At 58.5% G+C, this 20968-nt stretch carries 19 protein-coding genes, 1 pseudogene and 4 riboswitches; of the genes and pseudogenes, 6 read left to right on the forward strand and 14 right to left on the reverse strand.

Annotation, left to right across the window (positions count from 1 at the left end):
- Nucleotides 1-2 precede the first annotated feature (2 nt).
- The 12 genes from ACVC7O_RS22250 to ACVC7O_RS22305 all read right to left on the reverse strand — a co-directional run bounded on the left by ACVC7O_RS22250 (nucleotide 3) and on the right by ACVC7O_RS22305 (nucleotide 13218).
- Entirely contained in the window at nucleotides 3-305 is a 303-nt protein-coding gene (locus ACVC7O_RS22250) for a hypothetical protein (RefSeq protein ID WP_458326305.1), read from the reverse strand.
- A 65-nt stretch (nucleotides 306-370) separates the two neighbouring features.
- Nucleotides 371-1246 carry a metal ABC transporter solute-binding protein, Zn/Mn family gene (locus ACVC7O_RS22255; protein WP_458326306.1) on the reverse strand — a complete coding sequence of 292 codons (876 nt, stop codon included), beginning with the start codon at nucleotides 1244-1246 and terminating at the stop codon, nucleotides 371-373.
- Nucleotides 1243-2145: a metal ABC transporter permease gene (locus ACVC7O_RS22260; protein ID WP_458326307.1), complete on the reverse strand. Its 903-nt coding sequence runs from the start codon at nucleotides 2143-2145 to the stop codon at nucleotides 1243-1245. The genes ACVC7O_RS22255 and ACVC7O_RS22260 overlap by 4 nt, the downstream gene beginning before the upstream one ends.
- Nucleotides 2138-2890 carry a metal ABC transporter ATP-binding protein gene (locus ACVC7O_RS22265; RefSeq protein WP_458326308.1) on the reverse strand — a complete coding sequence of 251 codons (753 nt, stop codon included), beginning with the start codon at nucleotides 2888-2890 and terminating at the stop codon, nucleotides 2138-2140. Before ACVC7O_RS22265 ends, ACVC7O_RS22260 begins: the two co-directional genes overlap by 8 nt.
- Before the next feature lie 242 nt (nucleotides 2891-3132).
- A riboswitch (cobalamin riboswitch) is annotated at nucleotides 3133-3347 on the reverse strand.
- A gap of 67 nt (nucleotides 3348-3414) precedes the next feature.
- Complete coding sequence (locus ACVC7O_RS22270; RefSeq protein ID WP_458326309.1) at nucleotides 3415-4527, reverse strand: BLUF domain-containing protein; 1113 nt, start codon at nucleotides 4525-4527, stop codon at nucleotides 3415-3417.
- Between the two features lie 100 nt (nucleotides 4528-4627).
- Nucleotides 4628-4836, reverse strand: a riboswitch (cobalamin riboswitch).
- Nucleotides 4837-4876: 40 nt separating this feature from the next.
- Nucleotides 4877-5272 carry a pyrophosphohydrolase domain-containing protein gene (locus ACVC7O_RS22275; RefSeq protein ID WP_458326310.1) on the reverse strand — a complete coding sequence of 132 codons (396 nt, stop codon included), beginning with the start codon at nucleotides 5270-5272 and terminating at the stop codon, nucleotides 4877-4879.
- A complete protein-coding gene (nrdF, locus tag ACVC7O_RS22280) occupies nucleotides 5272-6246 on the reverse strand; it encodes a class 1b ribonucleoside-diphosphate reductase subunit beta (RefSeq protein WP_458326311.1) in 975 nt (324 codons plus the stop codon). The genes ACVC7O_RS22275 and nrdF overlap by 1 nt, the downstream gene beginning before the upstream one ends.
- 9 nt (nucleotides 6247-6255) lie before the next feature.
- Nucleotides 6256-8415, reverse strand: a complete 2160-nt coding sequence (nrdE, locus tag ACVC7O_RS22285) for a class 1b ribonucleoside-diphosphate reductase subunit alpha (RefSeq protein ID WP_458326312.1) — start codon at nucleotides 8413-8415, stop codon at nucleotides 6256-6258.
- Nucleotides 8397-8801 (reverse strand): class Ib ribonucleoside-diphosphate reductase assembly flavoprotein NrdI, encoded by a 405-nt coding sequence (gene nrdI / locus ACVC7O_RS22290; protein ID WP_458326387.1) that lies wholly within the window; start codon nucleotides 8799-8801, stop codon nucleotides 8397-8399. The genes nrdE and nrdI overlap by 19 nt, the downstream gene beginning before the upstream one ends.
- Before the next feature lie 25 nt (nucleotides 8802-8826).
- Nucleotides 8827-9048, reverse strand: a complete 222-nt coding sequence (gene nrdH / locus ACVC7O_RS22295; protein WP_458326313.1) for a glutaredoxin-like protein NrdH — start codon at nucleotides 9046-9048, stop codon at nucleotides 8827-8829.
- 143 nt (nucleotides 9049-9191) lie between these two features.
- A riboswitch (cobalamin riboswitch) is annotated at nucleotides 9192-9393 on the reverse strand.
- A 34-nt stretch (nucleotides 9394-9427) separates the two neighbouring features.
- The gene (gene metH, locus ACVC7O_RS22300) at nucleotides 9428-12157 is read right to left on the reverse strand and encodes a methionine synthase (RefSeq protein WP_458326314.1); all 2730 of its coding nucleotides are present in this window, start codon (nucleotides 12155-12157) and stop codon (nucleotides 9428-9430) included.
- Nucleotides 12154-13218 carry a homocysteine S-methyltransferase family protein gene (locus tag ACVC7O_RS22305; protein ID WP_458326315.1) on the reverse strand — a complete coding sequence of 355 codons (1065 nt, stop codon included), beginning with the start codon at nucleotides 13216-13218 and terminating at the stop codon, nucleotides 12154-12156. The genes metH and ACVC7O_RS22305 overlap by 4 nt, the downstream gene beginning before the upstream one ends.
- A 186-nt stretch (nucleotides 13219-13404) precedes the next feature.
- Nucleotides 13405-13633: riboswitch (cobalamin riboswitch) on the forward strand.
- 119 nt (nucleotides 13634-13752) lie between these two features.
- Between ACVC7O_RS22305 and ACVC7O_RS22310 the strand changes: the two genes are divergently transcribed.
- The 5 genes from ACVC7O_RS22310 (at nucleotide 13753) to ACVC7O_RS22330 (ending at nucleotide 19140) form a co-directional block, all read left to right on the forward strand.
- Nucleotides 13753-14982 carry an aromatic ring-hydroxylating oxygenase subunit alpha gene (locus tag ACVC7O_RS22310; RefSeq protein ID WP_458326316.1) on the forward strand — a complete coding sequence of 410 codons (1230 nt, stop codon included), beginning with the start codon at nucleotides 13753-13755 and terminating at the stop codon, nucleotides 14980-14982.
- 4 nt (nucleotides 14983-14986) lie between these two features.
- Nucleotides 14987-16063 carry a 2Fe-2S iron-sulfur cluster-binding protein gene (locus tag ACVC7O_RS22315; RefSeq protein ID WP_458326317.1) on the forward strand — a complete coding sequence of 359 codons (1077 nt, stop codon included), beginning with the start codon at nucleotides 14987-14989 and terminating at the stop codon, nucleotides 16061-16063.
- Nucleotides 16064-16094: 31 nt separating this feature from the next.
- Complete coding sequence (locus ACVC7O_RS22320; RefSeq protein WP_458326318.1) at nucleotides 16095-16637, forward strand: hypothetical protein; 543 nt, start codon at nucleotides 16095-16097, stop codon at nucleotides 16635-16637.
- 663 nt (nucleotides 16638-17300) lie between these two features.
- Nucleotides 17301-18383 carry a ribosome small subunit-dependent GTPase A gene (rsgA, locus tag ACVC7O_RS22325; protein ID WP_458326319.1) on the forward strand — a complete coding sequence of 361 codons (1083 nt, stop codon included), beginning with the start codon at nucleotides 17301-17303 and terminating at the stop codon, nucleotides 18381-18383.
- A 4-nt stretch (nucleotides 18384-18387) separates the two neighbouring features.
- Entirely contained in the window at nucleotides 18388-19140 is a 753-nt protein-coding gene (locus tag ACVC7O_RS22330) for a VOC family protein (RefSeq protein WP_458326320.1), read from the forward strand.
- 195 nt (nucleotides 19141-19335) lie between these two features.
- On the opposite strand, the pseudogene ACVC7O_RS22335 reads toward ACVC7O_RS22330, so the two are convergent.
- Both ACVC7O_RS22335 and ACVC7O_RS22340 read right to left on the reverse strand, forming a co-directional pair.
- Nucleotides 19336-19453, reverse strand: a pseudogene (locus ACVC7O_RS22335) (transposase); the annotation flags it as partial.
- 38 nt (nucleotides 19454-19491) lie between these two features.
- Nucleotides 19492-19677, reverse strand: coding sequence for a hypothetical protein (locus ACVC7O_RS22340; protein WP_458326321.1), 186 nt, complete (start codon nucleotides 19675-19677; stop codon nucleotides 19492-19494).
- A gap of 462 nt (nucleotides 19678-20139) precedes the next feature.
- Between ACVC7O_RS22340 and ACVC7O_RS22345 the strand changes: the two genes are divergently transcribed.
- Nucleotides 20140-20853: a hypothetical protein gene (locus ACVC7O_RS22345; RefSeq protein ID WP_458326322.1), complete on the forward strand. Its 714-nt coding sequence runs from the start codon at nucleotides 20140-20142 to the stop codon at nucleotides 20851-20853.
- The last annotated feature ends 115 nt before the right edge of the window (nucleotides 20854-20968 follow it).

Below are 20968 nucleotides of genomic sequence, written 5' to 3' on the forward strand. Positions count from 1 at the left end.
GTCTACAGAGCATCCCGGCGTGCTTTGGCACCGCCGCGTCGGGCGGGTGCGGGGAGTTTCAACTCCAAAGCTTTGAGTGGGTATGCGGTTGATTCAACGAGCAAGTCACAAAAAACAGCGACTGCTGGGGAGGTGCGGATAAAGGGTTGCGCCAACTCATAGGCCCTCATCGCCTCATTGAAGTAGCCTGCGTCGCCTTTCAAAGCACCGAGCCATTGGGCATAGCCAAGATGTCCCATCTCCTGTGCGATATGATCGGGAACATATCCAACATCCAGTTGTGAAAGCGTCCGTTCGAGCAACATTAGCCTAAGTCCATTGCGAGGTTTGGCCGGGGCATACCCACAAGGATGCCCCGGCTCGATTTGCGTTAGCTGCTTTCCAACGCTGCCAGCAGTTGGCCCAAGTTATGCTCGAACATGGCGAGGTAGCTGGTGGCCGAGCCGCCGCGCTCAGACAGCGCGTCGGAGAACAGTTGGCCGCCGATTTCCAGGCCGGTTTCATCTGCAATCTGTTGGACAAGCGCCGGGCTCGAAATGTTCTCCACAAACAGCGCGGCAACACCCTCATCGCGGATCTGTGTGATCAGTGTTGCGAGTTCTTGGGCCGATGGCTCTGCCTCGGTGTCAATCCCAATGGGTGCAATGAAGTTCATGCCATAGGCATCTGCCAAATACCCGAATGCGTCATGGGCTGTTACAACTGTCCGACGATCCTCAGGGAGTGCTGCGAGGCGTTGCAGCGTGTCAGCGTGCAGCGCGTAAAGTGTCGAGATGTAGGACGCCGCATTCGCCTGAAACTCGGTCGCATGATCCGGCATCGCTTCCGACATAGCGTCTGCAATGTTCTGGACGTAGACTACGCCATTGGTCAGTGCGTTCCATGCGTGCGGGTCAATCTCGCCATCAACGAGAACCGGCGTCACACCTTCAGTCGCGACATAGACGGTGCCGTCAGTGCCGGATTCGGCGATCAATGTGTCCGACCAAGTCTCAAAACCCATGCCATTGACGAAGATAACATCGGCTTCCGCCACCGCGCGCGCGTCGGCAACGGAGGGCTGGTAGACATGCGCGTCCGCATCAGGTCCAACGATGGTCGTGACGTCGGCGTGATCGCCCACCACCTGTTCAACCATGTCGCCAAGGATCGAGAAGCTGGCGACAACCTTCATGTCGTCTGCAAAAGATGGGAAAGCCGCAAAAGCGGCGAAGAGCCCAGTGGCTAAAGTGGTTTTGAGTGTCATTGAGGTCTCTCTTTGTTTGATGTCTGCGCAAGGGTTGTTGATGTTTGGTCGGACGGTTTGCGCCACCGCCCCCCAAAACCGAGAGGTCCCAAAAGGACCGAGATCAGGAAAAACCCACCGGCTGTAAGCACGATGGCGGGGCCAGAGGGGGTTTCCGGAAAGAGATAGGAAAGCGTCAAGCCGACCCAGCAGCTTGCGAGCGCGAAGAAGAACGTCAGGCCAAGCTGGCCTGTGATCGTGCTGGACCAATATCGCGCTGACGTTGCGGGCAATATCATCAAGCCAACCGCCATCAGTGTGCCGAGTGTTTTGAACGCGGCAAGCAGGTTCAGAACGAGAAGTAGCATGAATGCTTGCTCGATCAGCCAGGGCCGTTTGGTCTGTGCCTCAAAAAAGATTGGGTCACACGTGCTGATGATCAGGGGGCGCAAAAGGACCGCGAAGGACACGAGCGTGATCGTCGCCACGCCGCCTACAAGGAGCATGGAGGCGTCGTCGATGCCCAGGATGGACCCAAACAGGAAACTTTTCAGCGGAACGGCTGATCCTGCGGCGGACAGGATAAAGATGCCTGCAGCCAGGGCGATCAGATAAATTGATGCCAGGCTCGCGTCGCTCCGCAGGATAGTTTTGCGGGCGAGAAGTGCCGTTAACGCAGCAGCGACAACCCCGGCCACAAGGCCGCCTACGAGGAGCGAAATGACTGACAGTCCAGCAACAACAAAACCAATGACAACGCCCGGCGTGATGGCGTGCGCCATGGCCTCTCCAGCCAGTGAAAGCCTGCGCAAAACCAGAAATGCGCCGATGGGGGCAACGGAGGCCGACAGAACAGTGGTCGCAACGAATGCGCGCTGCATGAAGGCGAAACTCCACATCTCAGAGAAGAGCTCAAACATGCGCGGCTTCCTCCCGAGAGGCGCGGAACATCCAAGATACCTGGCTTTTGGAGAGGTAGTTCTGCGCAACAAGGCGCTCTGGCGTCAGGATCGCATCGACTGCACCATGGCAGGCCTCACCATTCCCAAGGAGCAATGCGTTGTCGCAATGATCTAGGACCGATGAAAGATCATGGACGACCAACACAACAGCGCGGCCCTCATCCCGCCAACGGTCTATGAGCGACAACAGATGCGCCTCAGTGGTTTGGTCCACTGCCGCAAAGGGCTCATCGAGCAGGATGAGAGGAGCATCCTGCATGATCACGCGCGCGAAAAGCGCACGTTGCAATTGCCCGCCAGACAACGTGTGCAAGGACCGATCCGCGATATCCAATACGCCTGCTGCATCCATTGCCGATGCAACTTTGGCGGTCGTCTCGCGATCCAGACGACCGCCAAGGCCAAAGCCTTTCCAGGCCCCCATTGCCACCAAATCACGCACCCGCAGCGGAAAGCGGCGATCAAACTCCGTCATCTGGGCGAGATATCCGATCTCTTTGGGTGCTCCAGCAGGCCAGCTGAGTTTGCCAGAAAGCGGGGCCATCAGCCCAAGAAGCATTTTAACGAAAGTGCTTTTTCCAGAGCCATTTGAACCCAATATGGCCAACGTGGAGCCGCGCTCTACATCCATCGACAACCCCCTGAATAATGTCAGCTCAGGGTATCCAAGTGCCAAGTTACGGATTTCCAAGACTGCTGACATCTACAGCACCGCCCAAATGCCGAACCAAAGGAATGCGGACACTGCCAGAGCACCGCCGATCAATGATGCAGTGCTCAAGCCGGTCAGGCAGAAGCCTTGCCGGTATGGCGCTAGCTCATGCTGTTCTGGGTCATTTGCCTCACGCATCGCGGCCTCCGCTGCGGCGGGGGCAATGAGATACGTCGATGTAGGTACGCAGTCGCGTCGAACATGTTGCCTCTCTCCAGGACACCCCGCCTGGGTCAGTTACACTTGCGATGGCAGGTCTCCTGACTTGCGGATCAACGCTCTCCCGAACCTTCCCAGGCGCATGCCCAGTGGTCTTTGTCGGGGTCGCTCACCGCCTACAGTTGCGGGGGCAGTCACGGATTTGGCGCCTTTTGGCTACACCGCACCGTGTTCCCATTTCATCTCGCCGACTCAGTTGTCTTTGAGAACCATCAACAGCAAGTAACGCTTTCCGAATGAAGTCGTCAATGATCCGGAACCATCGAAACCAGAGAGAATTTCGCGTGTTACGAAATCTAGTTGCCAAACTCGTCTTGCTGTGACGAAAGAACTGTCAACGCTTTCAGCGCCAGCCATTCCACGTCACCCGCGCGCAAAGTGCAAGAGTCCCGACCAAAACCAACGCGCGCAGGGCATTCGCAAATAGGACCGGAGGAGCGTCCGCCCACAAGAATTGGAAGGTCAGGGAAGCGCGCGTGGACCCGTTCGGCAAACGCATTTGATCGCTCTTGTTCCCCGGCGAGGTCAGCACGGGAACCGGTGACAACAACTGCGGTTGGCGAAGACCGCGAGATCGCTTCGAAGGTCGTTTCTGCATCAGCTTCCAGTACAACACTGACCGAAGTTCCGGTAGCTCGAAGCAAGTCCGCTTTGACGATCGCTCCGATGATTTCGCGGCTTCCCGGCGGGACGACAATGGATGTGCTGTGACGTGTACCAACAGGGTCTGGCACACGACCAGAGCGCTGCCAGAGACCGTTCAGGTTCGCAAGCCCAATCGATATCTGGGCGGAAGACCAGATGTCTTGCCGCCAGCCCTGCGAGAAGGCCTCGCATACATCGTCGACCAGCTGAGCGCGGCGGCGCACGCCCGTTAGTGCATGGCTCGGTAGAACAGTCACCATGCCCGGTTCATTGGCAACCAAGCTTTCTGCTAAGGCAGCAGCTCGGTCGGACCAGATCGCGACATCGAACGTGGCCTTTCGATAGCTCTCGGCGGCCTGATCAAAGGCGATCGTCGCGCGGTCCATGTCATAGGGCGGCGCGCTCACCAATTGCGCATTCGGCAACTTTGTCAGTGATTGGTCCGCCAATTGCATCGGCCAGCGTGCGAAGCGCCGCTTTGGCATCCAACCGGCGCTGAGGATTGTGACGTCGGTGTGTCTGGTGTCCTGTGAAATCCTTGACATGAGACCGCAGACATCAGCCGCGAGACCTTCCAACCATTGCAGGAAAACGCCTTCTCCCAAGAAAAGAACGCCTGAAACACGACGTCTCCGATTGTTTGCCGCGGCAGCGTCGGTCAGAGAAACGACTGAAGTGTGTGTCATCTTTCGAACCGGACGGCTCGCATAGGCCAGACGGAACACGCGACCGTCGTCGGGCACTGGTACCGCAACATGTTCCATCCGCAGTCCCTCACGGGGGACGGGGGCAGCAGGTCCATTGACGAATGCAGCCGTGGGTTTGGCGGCGTGCAGGTCTCAAGCCCACCGGTGCACCCCGCCCGGTCAAACGTGTCAGATGGCAGGTCTCCTGGCTCGCGGGTCGACGTTTTTCCGGACCTTCCCGAGCATCCCGCCCAGTGGTTCTACCGGTGTCACTCGCCGCTCACAGTTGCGGGGGCAGCCGCGGATTTGCCAAATGGGCGCACCGCGTTCCCTTTTCAGGCAGCCTCCACGACACGAAGCCTGCACACCATCATGGCCATTATGAACCGGAACTCAGATGTGTAAAGAAAAACTTACAGGCTGCATGTCAGCTTGCAACTTTCGCCTCGAGTAAGCGTGCGAGGTCAGGCTGCTGAAACCCCGGCCCCTTCAGGACTTTGCCATCGTCCCGCAGAACGGGGCGGCCATCGGCCCCCAGCTTGGACATGTTGGAGGAATGCACCTCTGCCATCGCGTCTTGCTTAAGCTGGTGCAGGCCGAACTCGAGAAACGTGCCGTCGAGCACATACTGGATGTCGCAAAGCGCATCGAGCGCTTCGACCAGATCGCCCGCTTCAACGGCCGCACGCAGTTCGGCAACTTCCTCTTCCAGGATATCGAGCCGCATCTGCGCCCGGTGCTTTGGGATCGTGGGCGCATCCTCGACAGGCACGTCAAACGCCTCGTGCCATTCGCGGACAATCGCAAGGGTGTCGCGCGCCATCAGAAATCCCAATCCTCGTCTTCGGTAGCGACTGCTTTGCCGATGACATAGGACGATCCCGAACCAGAGAAGAAATCGTGGTTCTCACTGTCGGGGCTGAGCGCGGCGAGGATGGCTGGGTTCACCTCGCAGGCGGCATCCGGGAACAGCGCCTCGTAGCCGAGGTTTTGCAGCGCCTTGTTGGCGTTGTAATGAAGGAAGGCTTTGACATCTTCGGTTAGGCCGAGCCCGTCATAGAGTTCCTCGGTATAGCGCGCTTCGATTTCGTAAAGGTCGAACATCAGGGCAAAAGCAAATTCCTTGAGCTCTGTGCGGTCCGCCTCGGGCAGCCTTTCCTGCGCGCGCTGGAATTTGTAGCCGATGTAGTAGCCGTGGATCGCCTCATCGCGAATGATCAGGCGAATGAGGTCAGCCGTGTTCGTGAGCTTTGCACGGCTGGACCAGTACATGGGCAGATAGAAGCCCGAATAGAACAGGAAGCTTTCGAGGAAAACGCTTGCGATCTTGCGCTTCAGTGGGTCACCTGCGCTGTCGTATTTGTCGAGGATCAGCCGCGCTTTTTCCTGCAGATGCGGGTTTTCTTCGGACCAGCGGAAGGCCTCGTCCACCTCTTTGGTCTGGCACAGCGTCGAAAAGACTGACGAATAGCTGCGGGCGTGGACAGATTCCATGAAGGCGATGTTGGTCAGCACAGCCTCTTCATGGGGGGTCTGCACGTCCTTCATCATCGCAGGCGCACCCACGGCGCCCTGGATCGTGTCGAGCAGTGTGAGGCCGGTGAAGACGCGGATGGTGAGCTGCTGTTCTTCCGGGCGGAGCGTCGCCCAGCTTTGCACGTCATTCGACAGCGGCACCTTTTCGGGCAGCCAGAAATTGACCGTGAGCCGGTTCCAGACCTCAAGGTCCTTGTCGTCCTGCAAGCGGTTCCAGTTGATCGCGCGGGGGATGGTGCGGGTCTCGACGATATCCTTCATAGTGTCACCTCAAAGCGTGCAGGAAACGCAGCCTTGCACTTCCGTCCCTTCCAAGGCGGATTGGCGCAGGCGCACGTAGTAGATGGTCTTGATACCCTTCTTCCAGGCCAGGATTTGGGCGCGATTGATATCACGGGTCGTGGCCTCCGCCGGGAAGAAAAGCGTGAGCGACAGGCCTTGGTCCACATGTTCTGTGGCCGCGGCATAGGTTTCGATCAGCGCCTCTGGCCCGATTTCATAGGCGTCGCGGTAGTACTCGAGGTTGTCGTTGTTCATGAAGGCGGCGGGGTAGTAGACGCGGCCGATCTTACCCTCTTTGCGGATTTCGATTTTCGACACGATGGGGTGGATCGAGGAGGTCGAGTTGTTGATGTAGCTGATCGACCCGGTGGGTGGGACAGCTTGAAGGTTCCGATTGTAGAGCCCATCTTTCACCACCGCTGTCTTGAGTGCAGCCCAATCGTCGCGCGTCGGAAGCTCAACACCGAAACGCGCCATGAGTGCGGTGACGGTGTCCGTCTCCGGCAACCAATCGCGGTCGGTGTATTTGTCGAAGAAACTGCCATCTGAGTATTTCGACGTCTCGAAATCCTTGAAGGTCTCGCCCTTTTCCCGCGCTATCGCGTTCGAGGCCCGGATGGCGTGAAAGGCCACGGCGGCAAAGTAGACGCGGGTGAAGTCGATGCCTTCCGGCGAGCCGTAGTGGATGCGTTCCCGCGCCAAGAACCCATGCAAATTCATCTGGCCCAGACCCACAGCATGCGCCTCGTCGTTGCCGCGGCGGATCGAGGGTACGCTATCGATCGCCGACATCTCGGACACAGCGGTCAGTGCGCGAATGGCGCTCTCAACCGTTGCACCGAGGTCCGGACCGTCCATCGTCTTAGCGATGTTCAAAGACCCGAGGTTGCACGAGATATCGGTGCCGAGGTGCTTGTAGCCCAGGTCGTCATTGAACTCGGACGCCTCGTTCACCTGCAGGATTTCGGAACACAAGTTCGACATCGTGATGCGCCCCGAAATTGGGTTCGCGGCGTTCACCGTGTCTTCGAACATGATGTATGGATAGCCGCTTTCGAACTGGATTTCGGCCAACGTCTGGAAGAATTCGCGCGCGTTGATCTTGGACTTGCGGATGCGCTTGTCGTCGACCATCTCGTCGTATTTTTCGGTGATGGAGATGTCGGAGAAGGGCACGCCGTAGACCTTTTCGACGTCGTGGGGCGAGAAGAGGTACATCTCCTCGTTCCGCTTGGCCAATTCAAACGTAACATCCGGGATCACCACGCCAAGGGACAGGGTCTTGATGCGGATCTTTTCGTCTGCGTTTTCGCGCTTGGTGTCGAGGAAGCGCAGAATGTCCGGGTGGTGGGCGTTGAGGTAAACCGCTCCAGCCCCCTGCCGCGCCCCAAGCTGGTTGGCGTAGGAAAAGCTGTCTTCGAGCAATTTCATCACCGGGATCACGCCAGAAGACTGGTTTTCGATCCCTTTGATCGGCGCGCCATGCTCCCGCAGGTTCGTTAGCATTAGGGCTACGCCGCCGCCACGCTTTGAGAGTTGCAGCGACGAGTTGATAGCGCGTCCGATGGACTCCATGTTGTCTTCGATGCGCAGAAGAAAGCAGGAAATCAACTCGCCGCGCGATTTCTTACCTGCGTTCAGGAATGTCGGTGTCGCAGGCTGGAAGCGGCCCGAGATGATCTCTTCCATGAAAGACATCGCCAGCGCCTCGTCACCCCGCGCCAACGCAAGGGCCACCATAACCACCCGGTCCTCATAGCGCTCGAGATAGCGCTGCCCGTCGCGCGTCTTGAGCGTGTAAGAGGTGTAGTATTTGAACGCGCCGAGGAATGTCGGGAACCGGAACTTCTTGGCATAGGCTGCGTCCCAAATGGCGGCGATGAAAGTCTTGGAGTATTGGTTCAGCACCTCTGGTTCATAGTACCCTTCGTCAACGAGATACCCGAGCTTTTCATCCAAGCTGTGAAAGAAGACCGTGTTCTGGTTCACGTGCTGCAGGAAGTACTGCCGCGCAGCCATCCGATCAGCGTCAAACCGGATATTTCCGTCCTCGTCATAGAGATTAAGCATCGCGTTGAGCGCGTGATAGTCGAGCGTCTCATCAAGTGCGCCACTGATCGGGTCGGTCTTCAGGCCGGTATCGAGCATGTCTGCCTCCAAAATGTGTCCAGCCCGGCGCGCACGCGGGCGATATCGGTATCGGTGCCAGCCAGCTCAAATCGGTAGAGCACGGACACATTGCATTTTTTCGCGATTACCTCGCCCGCGAGGGCGAAGGTCGCGCCGAAGTTGCGGTTGCCACCGGCAATGACACCGCGCAGGAGCGCGCGGCGTTGCGGATCGTTGAGAAAGCGGATCACCTGTTTGGGAACCGCACCGCGGCCCTCACCGTCCGCATAGGTCGGGCAGATCAGCACGAAAGGATTTGCCGGGCAGGGCACGCCATCTCCCGCAATCGGGATGCGTTGCGCAGGCAGACCGAGGCCCGCCACGAACCGCGCTGTGTTGCCCGAACGAGAGGAAAAGTAGACGATTTTTGTTTCGGGCCCCGACACTGGATCAGGCCAGTCGGCCGATCAGGTCTGGCCGGAAACCCGCCCAGTGATCCTCGCCCGCGATCACGACCGGGACCTGACGATAGCCCAATTCGGAGACTTGCGTCATCGCCGCGTCGTCTTCGGTCAGGTCTATGACCTCGTAATCAAGACCACGGGCCTCAAGCGCGCGGGTTGTGGCTGTGCACTGCACGCAGGCTGGTTTGGAGTAAACGGTGATGCTCATGGTCTGTCCCTCTGACTATCCCCTATCGCTTCGCTGCTTGAGGGGGTGTTTCTGCCGTTTCTTTGGGGGCAAAGGGGCACGAAGGGACCGCGCACAAGACAGGCGACGGATCACATACGCTCCCCAAGGCCCACCGCCTTTGGTTGTCGTTGTCCATCACGGCAGGTCTCCTGGCTCGCGGGTCGTGGCTCAGCTGGCCTTCCCGGGCATGTACCCAGTGACATCTTCAGCTTTGCTTACCGCTCACAGTTGCGGGGGCAGCGCCGGATTAGGAGGTATGTTCCGCACCGGCTTCCCTGTTGCCTTCCCGAGTCGCCCCGGAAAACCATGACACATCCAATAGGCCTCGAATCGCCCAGCCTGTCAATATGTAGTATACTCAAGCAGCAGCTTTACGAGGTGTTGCGGTCGGGATGTAGTTCAGTACCGGTGCCAGCCAGCGTTCTGCTTCTTCCATATCCATGCCTTTACGCTCCGCGTAGTCGGCGACCTGATCGCGTTCGACCTTGCCGACGCCAAAGTAGTAGCTCTCCGGGTGCCCGATATAGAGACCGGAGACAGAGGACCCCGGCCACATGGCCATGCTGTCCGTCAGGGTGACGCCGGTGGCCGCCTCGGCATCCAGTAAAGAGAACAAAGTGCGCTTTTCGGTATGATCCGGCTGCGCGGGGTAACCTGGAGCAGGGCGGATGCCATCGTAGGGCTCGCCGATCAGGGCCTGTGGGTCGAAGGCTTCGCCCTGAGCGTAGCCCCAGTAGTCCCGCCGCACGCGTTCGTGCAACATCTCGGCCATGGCCTCGGCAAAGCGGTCGGCCAGGGCCTTGACCAGGATGGATCCGTAATTGTCGTTGGCCTTGTCGAGCCGCTCGGCGATCTCAATCTCTTCCGGGCCCGCGGTCACCACAAAACCGCCCACATGATCCGCACCCTTGCCCTCTGGCGCAACGAAATCCGAGAGGGCGAGATTGGGACGATCCCGGCGTTTCGACGTTTGCTGCCGCAAGGTGTGCAGGGTGGCAAGCGTTTCGGATCGGTCACCGCCGGTGAAAAGGCGAATGTCGTCGCCCACCGCATTGGCAGGCCAGAAGCCGACGACCGCGCGAGGTGTAAACCAGCGTTCCGAAATGATCCGCTCGAGCATCTCTTGAGCGTCAGCAAAAAGCGCCCGGGCGGCCTCGCCTTGTCGCTCATCGTCAAGGATCTTTGGGTAAACCCCGCGCATCTCCCAGGTCTGGAAGAAGGGCGTCCAGTCAATGTAACGCGCTATCTCGGCGAGATCCCAATCGTCGACGGTGCGCGTGCCCGTGAAGGACGGGGCAACGGGCGCATAGGCGTCCCAATCCAGCGTCAGTGCGTTTGTGCGTGCGGCGGCCAGGGGCAGACGGTTCTTGGCACGCTCACCGCGTTCGTGCTTCTCGGCGACGTCGGTGTATTCCGCCTGAATGGCGGCGACGTAATCGGATTTCTGCGTCGGGCTAAGCAGTGCGCCGACGACGCCCACCGCGCGGCTGGCATCCGTGACATAGACCGTTTGGCCCTTGGCATAGCGCGGTGCGATCTTGACCGCCGTGTGGACCTTGGACGTTGTCGCGCCCCCGATCAGCAGCGGGATATCGAAGTCCTCTCGCTCCATTTCGGAGGCGAGATGCACCATCTCATCGAGCGACGGCGTGATAAGCCCCGAGAGCCCAATGATGTCCACTCTTTCCTCCCGCGCGACCTCCAGGATCTTTTGCGGCGGGACCATCACGCCCAGGTCCACGATCTCGTAATTGTTGCAAGCAAGGACAACGCCCACGATGTTCTTGCCGATGTCATGCACGTCGCCCTTCACGGTCGCCATCAGGATCTTGCCAGCACTTTCGCGCCCATCACCGCCGTTCTGACGCTTTTCCTCCTCCATGTAAGGCAGCAGCACCGCCACGGCCTGCTTCATCACCCGCGCGGATTTGACGACCTGCGGCAGGAACATCTTGCCCGCCCCAAAAAGGTCGCCCACCACGTTCATCCCCGCCATCAGCGGACCTTCGATGACGTGTAGCGGGCGTTCGGCGGCTTGGCGCGCTTCTTCGGTATCGTCCTCGATGAATTCGGTGATGCCATTCACGAGCGCATGCTCAAGCCGCTTCTCTACGGTCCACGTGCGCCAGGTCAGATCACGCACTTTCTCTTCGCGCCTGTCGCATTTGAAGCGCCCCGCGATCTCAAGCAGGTTCTCAGTCGCTGTCCCCGATTTCGGCGTGCGATTCAGGACCACGTCCTCGCAGGCCTCACGTAGCTCGGGGTCGATCTGATCGTAGACGGCGAGTTGACCCGCGTTCACGATGCCCATGTCCATGCCCGCATTGATAGCATGATATAGAAACACGGCATGCATCGCCTCGCGTACCGGCTCATTGCCGCGGAAGCTGAACGACAGGTTCGAGACGCCGCCCGAGACATGGGTGTGGGGCAGGTTTCGGCGGATCCATCGCGTTGCTTCGATGAAATCAACACCGTAATTGTCATGTTCTTCGATGCCGGTGGCGACGGCAAAGATGTTCGGATCAAAGATGATGTCCTCGGGCGGGAAGCCCATCTCCTCGACGAGGATGCGATAGGCGCGCGCGCAGATCTCGGTCTTGCGCGCGCACGTGTCGGCCTGGCCGTCCTCATCAAACGCCATCACCACGACCGCCGCGCCATAGGCAAGGCAGAGTCCGGCGTGATGACGGAAGGCGTCCTCGCCTTCCTTCAGACTGATGGAGTTCACGACTGGCTTGCCCTGCACGCATTGCAGGCCGGCCTCTATCACCTCCCATTTGGAGCTGTCGATCATGATCGGGACGCGGGCGATGTCCGGCTCTGACGCGATCAGGTTCAGGAACTCGATCATCGCCTGTCTGCTGTCGATCAGCCCCTCGTCCATGTTCACATCAATGATCTGCGCGCCGTTCTCAACCTGATCCCGCGCGACCTCTAAGGCGGTCGCATAATCGCGGTTCACGATCAGTTTGCGGAACCGGGCGGAGCCCGTGACATTCGTCCGCTCGCCCACGTTCACGAAGGGGATGTCCTGGGTCAGCACAAAGGGCTCTAGGCCCGAAAGGCGCAGGTATCGTTCCGTCATGCGGCGACCTTGCCCGCAATGGATCGTGGGTCGAACGGGGCCACAGCCTCGGCAATCGCGCGGATATGATCGGGCGTCGTGCCACAGCAACCGCCCACAACATTAACGATTCCATCGCGGGCAAAGTCTTCAACCTGCGCGGCGGTCTGATCTGGCGTCTCATCATAGGCGCCAAAGGCGTTTGGCAGGCCGGCGTTGGGATAGGCACAGGTCAATGACGTCGCGACGCCCGCGATCTCGGCCATATGGGGGCGCATCGCCTCGGCTCCAAGCGCGCAGTTCAGGCCGACTGTGAACGGACGTGCGTGGGCAACGGAATGCCAAAATGCGGTTGGTGTTTGCCCCGAGAGCGTCCGGCCCGAAGCATCGGTGATGGTTCCCGAAATCATGATGGGCAGGCGCTTGCCTGCCCGCGTGAAGGCCTCAAATGCGGCGAAAATCGCGGCCTTGGCGTTCAGCGTGTCAAAGATCGTCTCGATCAGGATGAGGTCAGACCCACCTGCAATCAGCCCGTCGATCTGCTGACCATAGGCGATGCGCAGATCATCGAAGCTGACGGCCCGGAAGCCGGGGTCATTGACATCTGGGCTGATGCTGGCCGTGCGATTGGTTGGCCCAACAGCACCGGCGACAAAACGTGGCTTTCCGTCCTCTGCTGTTGCCCGGTCCGCCGCGCGGCGAGCTACCTGCGCACCGGCGACGTTCAGATCATGGACCGCATCCTCCATGCCGTAGTCAGCCTGGGCGATCGTTGTGGCGGAGAATGTGTTGGTCTCAAGGATATCCGCCCCAGCCATCGCAAAAGTGTACTGAATATCTTCGACCGCCTGTGGCTGCGTCAAAACCAGCAGATCGTTGTTTCCCTGCTGCGGGTGATCAGGATGGTAGTGATGACGGCAACCGGGCCCGTGAATGTGGCCATGGGCCGTGAAGTCATCCTCGGTCATGCCGAGGGTCTGGATCATTGTGCCCATGGCCCCATCGAGGATCAGGATCCGTTCCGCTGCGAGTGTACAGAGCGTGGCTAGCGCGGGCGTTTCGGGTAGGGTGAAATTCAACATGAGACAGAAAACCAATTGGATTGATCGACAGAAAAGATAATCTCGGTAAGACTTGAGGTAAAATGATAGTTAGGCGGAATTATTATGAGCTCGATTCATGTGGGGGCTTGTCTGATTGGCAAAGTACGGAATTCGCGATTGTATCAACCGGTGTCGTTTTCTGGGCAGTCGGGCACCGATCCGTGACCTACTCAGATAGGGCAAGGTGCCGGCCCCTGAGATTCGCGTCGAGCGAGCCTAAGGGATCGGAGAATTGGGAAGCCGGTGAAAATCCGGCACTGCCCCCGCAACGGTAATCGCGTTGTAAGGGGCGCAACGAAGACCACTGGGGTGGAGGAGCCCCGGGAAGGTGTTGCGCCTTGGCCCGCTTGGGTCGCGCCAAAGTCCGGAAACCAGCCTTCGCATGAACGTCAAACCGCGGGCGGCGGTGCGGGCGAAGGTATGGGCCGGCTCCTCTCTTTTGTCGGCCTTGGTCTGTCGTTCGTGCTGTCCTCTCGCTCCAGCATGCCGCGGGGCGCGGCAGGAGGCCAAGATATGCACACCATTCCGATCAGCGAATTGCTGGTGCGGCGCAAGCCGGGCTATGCGCTTGAACAGGCATTCTACACCGACCCGGACGTGTTCCGGACGGATATGGAGACGATATTCTACCGGGACTGGCTCTTTGTCGCGCCGACCTGTGATCTTCCGAAACCCGGAAGTTACATCACCCACCAGGTGGGCGATTACGGCGTGATCGTCGTGCGTGGTCAGGATGGCGCCATCCGTGCTTTTCACAATTCATGCCGCCACCGTGGGTCGGTTCTGTGCAAGGCTGCGAAGGGCACGAACCCCAAGATCGTCTGCCCCTACCACCAGTGGACTTATGAACTTGATGGGCGGCTCCTCTGGGCGCGCGACATGGGCGAAGACTTCGACGCGAGCCAACATGGACTGAAACCGGTGCATTGCCGCGAACTCGCGGGGCTCGTCTACATTTGTCTGGCCTCTGTTGCGCCGGATTTCGACGCCTTCGCAGACATGGCCGCACCGTACCTGGCGGTGCACGACCTGAGCGACGCCAAAGTCGCACATGAAACAACCATTATCGAGAACGGCAACTGGAAGCTCGTGTGGGAGAACAACCGTGAATGCTACCATTGCGGCGGCAACCATCCTGGCCTTTGCCGGTCTTTCACCGATGATCCGACCATCACGGGCATTGAGGAAGGGGTGAGCCCACCGCATCTGCAGGCGCATTTCGAAAAGATGGAGGCGCAGGGATATCCGTCGCAGTTCCGCATGTCGGAGGATTTGCAATACCGCCTTGCACGGATGCCGCTTCTGCCGGGGGCGAAAAGTTTCACGATGGACCTCAAGCCCGCCACCGCCAAAATCCTCGGTCGGGTGCGCGACGATACTGCGGGGACACTTCTCAAGTACCACTACCCGACGACCTGGAACCACTTCCTGCCGGATCATTCAATCGTCTTCCGGGTCACGCCCCTGACGCCGACGACCACAGAAGTCACGACGAAATGGCTGGTGCACAAAGACGCGGTCGAAGGCGTGGACTATGACCTCAAGCGCCTGACCGAGGTGTGGATCGCGACCAATGACGAAGACCGCCAAGTGGTCGAGGACAATCAGAAAGGGATCAATTCGCCCGCCTACGAGCCGGGCCCTTATTCGCCGATCCACGAGACCGGCGTTATGGGTTTCGTCGATTGGTATTACAACACGATGACCAAGCGGCTCGACCCCGTTGCCGTTGCGGCGGAGTAGTCCCATGAATGACATGTCCGGCGTTCCAGCCCGCGCCATCTGGTCGGATGACGAGATGCTCGAGTGCGTCTCGGTCATTCCAGAGGTGCCGAATACAGCGACCTTCACGTTCCGAGCCCCGTCCGGCGCGCTTTTCGATTTCTTGCCCGGGCAGTTTCTGACGCTGGAGATCCCTGCGCCCGGCGGGACCGTGCTTCGCACCTACACGATCTCCTCCTCACCCTCGCGGCCCCGGTCGATCTCCATCACGGCAAAGGCGCAGGACGACAGTATCGGGACGCGCTGGATGCTCGAAAATCTGGCGCCCGGTGTGCAAATCAAGGCGCTCGGGCCGGCCGGGCTGTTTTCCCATCTGAACCACGCGGCCGAGAAATACCTCTTTATCTCCGCCGGGTCCGGCATCACGCCCATGATGTCGATGACCACCTTCATGTTCGATCTCGGCAGCGAGCCCGATATCGTCTTCGTCAATTGCGCGCGCAGGCCAGGCGAGATCATCTTCCGTGAACGGCTCGAACACATGGCGTCCCGTGTCCCGGGCATCGACCTGAAATGGGTGGTCGAGACGCCGGACCGCTACGCGCCTTGGACGGGGTACCAGGGCCAGTTTAATCAGCTCATGTTAGGGCTAATGGCCCCGGATTACCTTGAGCGAGAGGTGTTCTGCTGTGGGCCTGAACCCTTCATGCAGGCCGTCCGCGATGCCCTCCAGGGCTTGGGCTACGACATGGACCGATACCATCAGGAGAGCTTCCACGCCCCGGTGGAAATCGAAGCAGATGCTCCCGCGCTGGATGATGTGGTCCCGGACGAAGACACCCGGGCAGAGGTCACATTCTCCGCCTCAGGCTTGACCGCAAAGGTCACAGAGACAGAAACCATTTTGGCGGCGGCCAAGGCCAATGGGCTCAACATCCCTTCGGGATGCACATTTGGCGTTTGCGGGACATGCAAGATCCGCAAGACACACGGCGAGGTCCACATGGTGCACAATGGCGGCATCTCGGATGACGACATCGCCGAGGGGTACATCCTCGCCTGCTGTTCCAACCCCATTGGCAAGGTGTCGGTCGATGTGTGAGATTGCGACCTGACCATAATGGAGAGCCCTCATGCCTGACCAAGCGCCAAATCAATCTCCACTCTGGATGGTTGTTCTTGTTGCAGCCGCCATCTTGTTCAGCTTTGCGCTCGCTTGCGGCATGCCCTTCGCGGCCCTGGGCGCTTTGACCGCTCTCACACTGCCCGCTCGGGACGCACTGGTTTTGGCAATCCTCGGCTGGCTTGCCAATCAGGCGATCGGCTTCGGCTTTCTCGGGTATCCGCTCGACGCCATGACCCTCGCCTGGGGCGCGGCACTTGGGTTCTCCGCGCTCGCCGCAGTCGTCGCAGCGCTTTTTGTCCTGCGTCAGACGCCCTGCGTCACGCTGCCCGCGAAGCTCGGCATGGCCTTTGTTGCTGCTTGGGCGGCACAACAGGGAACCGTATTCCTGGCAAGCCTCGTGCTTGGCGGCACGACAGGTGCCTTCGCCGCATCTGTCGTCTGGTTCATCTTTTGGACGAATGCGCTGGCGTTCCTGATTTTGCTCTGCCTTCAAAGTGCCGGAGCGAAAGTCGGTGTGGCGCGGCCCATGCAACAGCGGGCTTCTGCATAGCAGTTTGCGCAGGCAAAGGAGGCATGCGGGAGATCATTTTTCAGCAGGTAGACCGTGGTTTCCGGCTGATGATGCAGCGAGAGATTTAAATCCAGAACCAGTAGCAAAGCTCCACAACGTACGGAGCAGCATGATGTTGGCAAGTTACAGCCTGACAGGCCTTTCTGCCCACAACCGAACTGATAGTTCAGCTTCGACAGAAAGAGACACCTACGAATGACCGTTTTGGTGGCGAGCATTGCGTCTGGGAGAATGCCGTGCCGCAGATGCATGCAAATACTGCATCAGCAATAGCCGCATTTGCACAAGGCCGGTTTGTCCCGCATCGCTGCCATCGACCCCGACTGGCGCCAAGGTCTGGTTCGCGGGACGAAGCTGACATACCTTTTTCCTGTTGAATGGCTGCTACAGACAACTGAAGAAGAGCTCCAAATCAGCCATCAACGGTTGTTTTGTGCACGTGTTCATCCCATGTACACAATATCTGAAATGGAGATTTCATGTCCCGGTAAGGAAGGGAGGCAGCGCGCCTCCCGGAGCACGTACGACACCTGAAACGTTGCCGTCGCTTTGTAGCTGACGGACAATTTTGATGTGCTCACTCGTTTCCTACCATCAGCACCCAAATCTGACTTGGGCCAGAGACATGAAAGTGAACACCCTATGACAAGGGATTACTCAGACTTCCTTCCTCGTCGCGCGCGCGATGCCGGACCACACGCCAAACTCAGCCCCCTTCAGGCCTTGGGGTGGCAACCCCTCTTCGCCCAGCAAATCAGTGTGGACGATTTGTCCGCGACACCTCCCGTTCGCGTTGTCGAAGTGCATCGCTGTGGGCTGCACGCCCTTGGTGACAACATTGATACTGTACTTCCTCCCAGAGCGGATGTGACGGTCGGGGACTGGCTGATGCTGGATCCTTCGCACCCGCGATCCAGTCGGGTTCTTGAGCGCGCAAGCCTCATCAAGCGGCGCGCGCCCGGCACAGACCGGCAGGAACAGCTGATCGCGGCGAACATTGATACGGCCTTTATCGTAACGTCCTGCAATCAGGACTTCAAAGTGGCCCGGCTGGAGCGCTATGCCGCCCTGGCGTTTGAGGCACGGATTACGCCTGTCATCGTCGTCACAAAGACCGACCTCGTGGCGGATGCTCAAAGCTACATCGACGCGGCACGCTCGGTGTCGGAGATGATCGACGTGGTCGCACTTGATGCACGCGGTTCTGCCCCGAAATCCGAACTTGCAGCCTGGTGCAAGCCCGCCAAAACGGTGGCGTTTCTAGGCTCTTCCGGCGTTGGGAAATCGACGCTGACCAATGCCTTGCTCGAAAGCCAATCTATCGAGACCCAGGACATTCGTGAGGACGACGCAAAGGGGCGGCATACAACAACGAGGCGCGAGCTTCATACGATGCCCAATGGTTGTCTGATCCTCGACACCCCCGGCATGCGGGAATTGCAGCTCACCGATGCGGCGGAAGGGATCAACGATCTTTTTGCTGACATTCAGGAATTGGCCGCGTGGTGTCGCTTTAACGACTGCCAACATGAGACCGAGCCGGGATGCGCTGTTCTGACGGCAATTGATGAGGGCGTTCTCGATACCAGTCGGCTTGGCAGATGGCGTAAGCTAATGGCGGAGGACGCGTTCAACTCCGCAAGCCTTGCTGAACGCAGGTCTCGCGAGAAGGCGTTCGGAAAATTGGTGCGCGGTGCCAAAAAGATCAAAGGTGTCAGGAGGTAAGACGATGACGCAGTCGAAAGCAGGTCAAATCGTATGGCACGACCTTTTCACATCGGACAGGGCGCGTTCAATGGTATTCTACCAGCACATCGCTAACTGGACATATGAAATCGAGCAGGCGACGGATTTTGCCTGGGGTGGCGGCGAGAAGGATTTCGTCCTTGCTCTATCCGGTGACGAAGCGGGTGCGGGGTTGGCCGAGACGCCTCCGGAGCAGGAAAATGGCTGGATCGCTTACATCGAGGTTCCCCACGTGGACGTGACGCTCAAACGCGTCGGGGCGCTCGGAGGCAAGATTGTTCGGGAGCCGTTCGAGGTGCCGGGTGTCGGTCGCAATGCACTCGTCCGCGATCCGCTCGGCGCTCTCGTGGGGATTTCGTTGTCTCGGCATAGCTTTCCCGTGCCGCGCCAACAGTTTGGCCCCGAAGTGTACGTCAGCAACGGGAATGAATTCCCGCAGGCGTTCTACGCCGAACTCTTCGGATGGCAGGTTTCTCCCGAGCGAGACAAGGATTGTCTCGCTCTACTCGGTCGTTCGGGCGATCTGGTTGCGATCCAACATACGGCGACTTGGCCATCAGGTTCAAACGCGGATTGGGTGCCGTGCATCAAGGTTGCTTCAGTCTCCGATGCCTGCCGAGCTGCGGAAACCCAAGGGGCGCGGCCGGCTTCAGTGGATGTGAATGAAACCGTTCAAGTCCATAACCCCATCCTGTGTGACCCAGACGGCGCGCCGTTTGCTTTTGGCATCGAATAGACGACCACTTTCTAGCAGCTCACCAATTCTTCACAGGAGCTGCAGAGCAGACATTTGTACGCTCTGCTGCATCTGTGACTCAGGGTTCCTTCGAGCCCTTCGCCGCAATCTGTGCGAAGGTCTACGACCCCCGATTTTCGGGATTTTTGGTCAGTTCTTGACGTAAAGGTCAAATTCGTCTGACGTTTCACAACCCCAGTAGCGTTTCTTCGACTGGGGCTTCGCACTGCACTTTGTGCAAAGACCGCCCTTTCATCAGCCGTACCAAGTCACTCACCGCCAGCTTAGGTGGGATTGATACGAACATGTGGACACGGGGTAAGTCAGGTCCAAAAGATGAATGCGTTGTAGCTAGCTGAGCGTGCAAACACGCTTGTCCAATTCAATTGCAATGACATCAGACTTAACGCCGTCAAACCAATAAGGTTGCTTCGTCCCATCCTCCCACACGTAAAAAAACCCAACTGTCTCTCCGGTTGCAAGGTCGACAATACGTTCGATTGCACGAGCCTCGTTTTCTTCTTTGTCATCCGGCATGTTACCCTTCCAATTGGCACGCGGCCCCGCGGACCCATTACGCTAGCGCGAAAGGGCGAACAGTTTGGTCATGAGTGGTGAGTTGTCTCGAGGCGGGAGTGAAGCGAATTCACGGCCATTCGAATGGGTGCGACATGCGGTGTTCGAGAATGCTACAGTCGATGTTTTTCATTGCGACGCGTCCTTCATCGAATCTCAGTCCGAAGCCCTTCTGATGCTCGGATCATACATCTTTGCACGTTCCGCATAACTACAATTTCAACCATGACGTGACTACCAATATTCATGTGCCTGTTTGAGTTGCAGCTCAACTGGGCAGGATTTTGCTCACAATATCTTTGTAATCGCATCATGCGTACTGAGGGCTTGTCCTTCTTTGTTTTGCTATCAATATTATAATATTGAACCCAGACGATAGGCAATACGATGCAAAGGTTTCTCTCGAAAGTCACGGCGAGAATCATGGTCGGCACCTTGATGTTTGGTCTGGGATCCGAGCCAGGCGCAGCGCAAGATTATCAAATCGACTGCGCGATCCTCATCTGCCTGGCTGGTGGATGGCCCGCATCCCCACCATGCGCACGTGCCAAGGCAGAGTTCATCCGCCGCATCACGCCGTGGCCCGTTGAACCACCTCTGCAAATTTGGCGCTGCCCAATGAATGCAGGCTTCAGCACACCGCAAGACAGCGATCGATCGCCAGGCTTGAGAGACGTCCATGAATATACTGCTCCAAACCGACTTCGATCTGCTCACATCCATAAGACGGCTGGCCCCGATCACACCAGAATCAAAACCACCGCCGCTTGGAAGAAGCGTGCGCTTCCAGGTCTTCTAGAGCACCAGGCCCAGACAACACCCGGAGCGGACATCGACATCAGGAACGACACATTCAACTTTGTTCGCTCCATCCGTGTCTTTCACATCTCAGATGCCCGCCAGCGAAAGAAAGGCCGCGAGCACGATTGCAGTCGATCCATTGAAATGCGGATTGGCACGTATGGTCCCAATGGCGGGTTTAGGTGGCATCAGGGCATCAGCCTAAGCCAACTGCCACCAACACATACGGGATTGGAGCGTTTTGGGCAGGACTGTCCAGCAGTTTTCCATCGCTCCGTCTTCGTCGACTGGCGTGATTACGAGGGAAACTACGGCTTTGAGCAAGTGAACTACTGACGCCTCTTGTGGCTCAGAACATAGCGTACCGCAATATATTGAAAAATTCGGTACATCAGGAACGCAAAACTCGGTATAACGGGAACAAGAGAGATTCGGTACTTCAGGAACATTC

Source organism: Roseobacter cerffii, assembly GCF_054226325.1.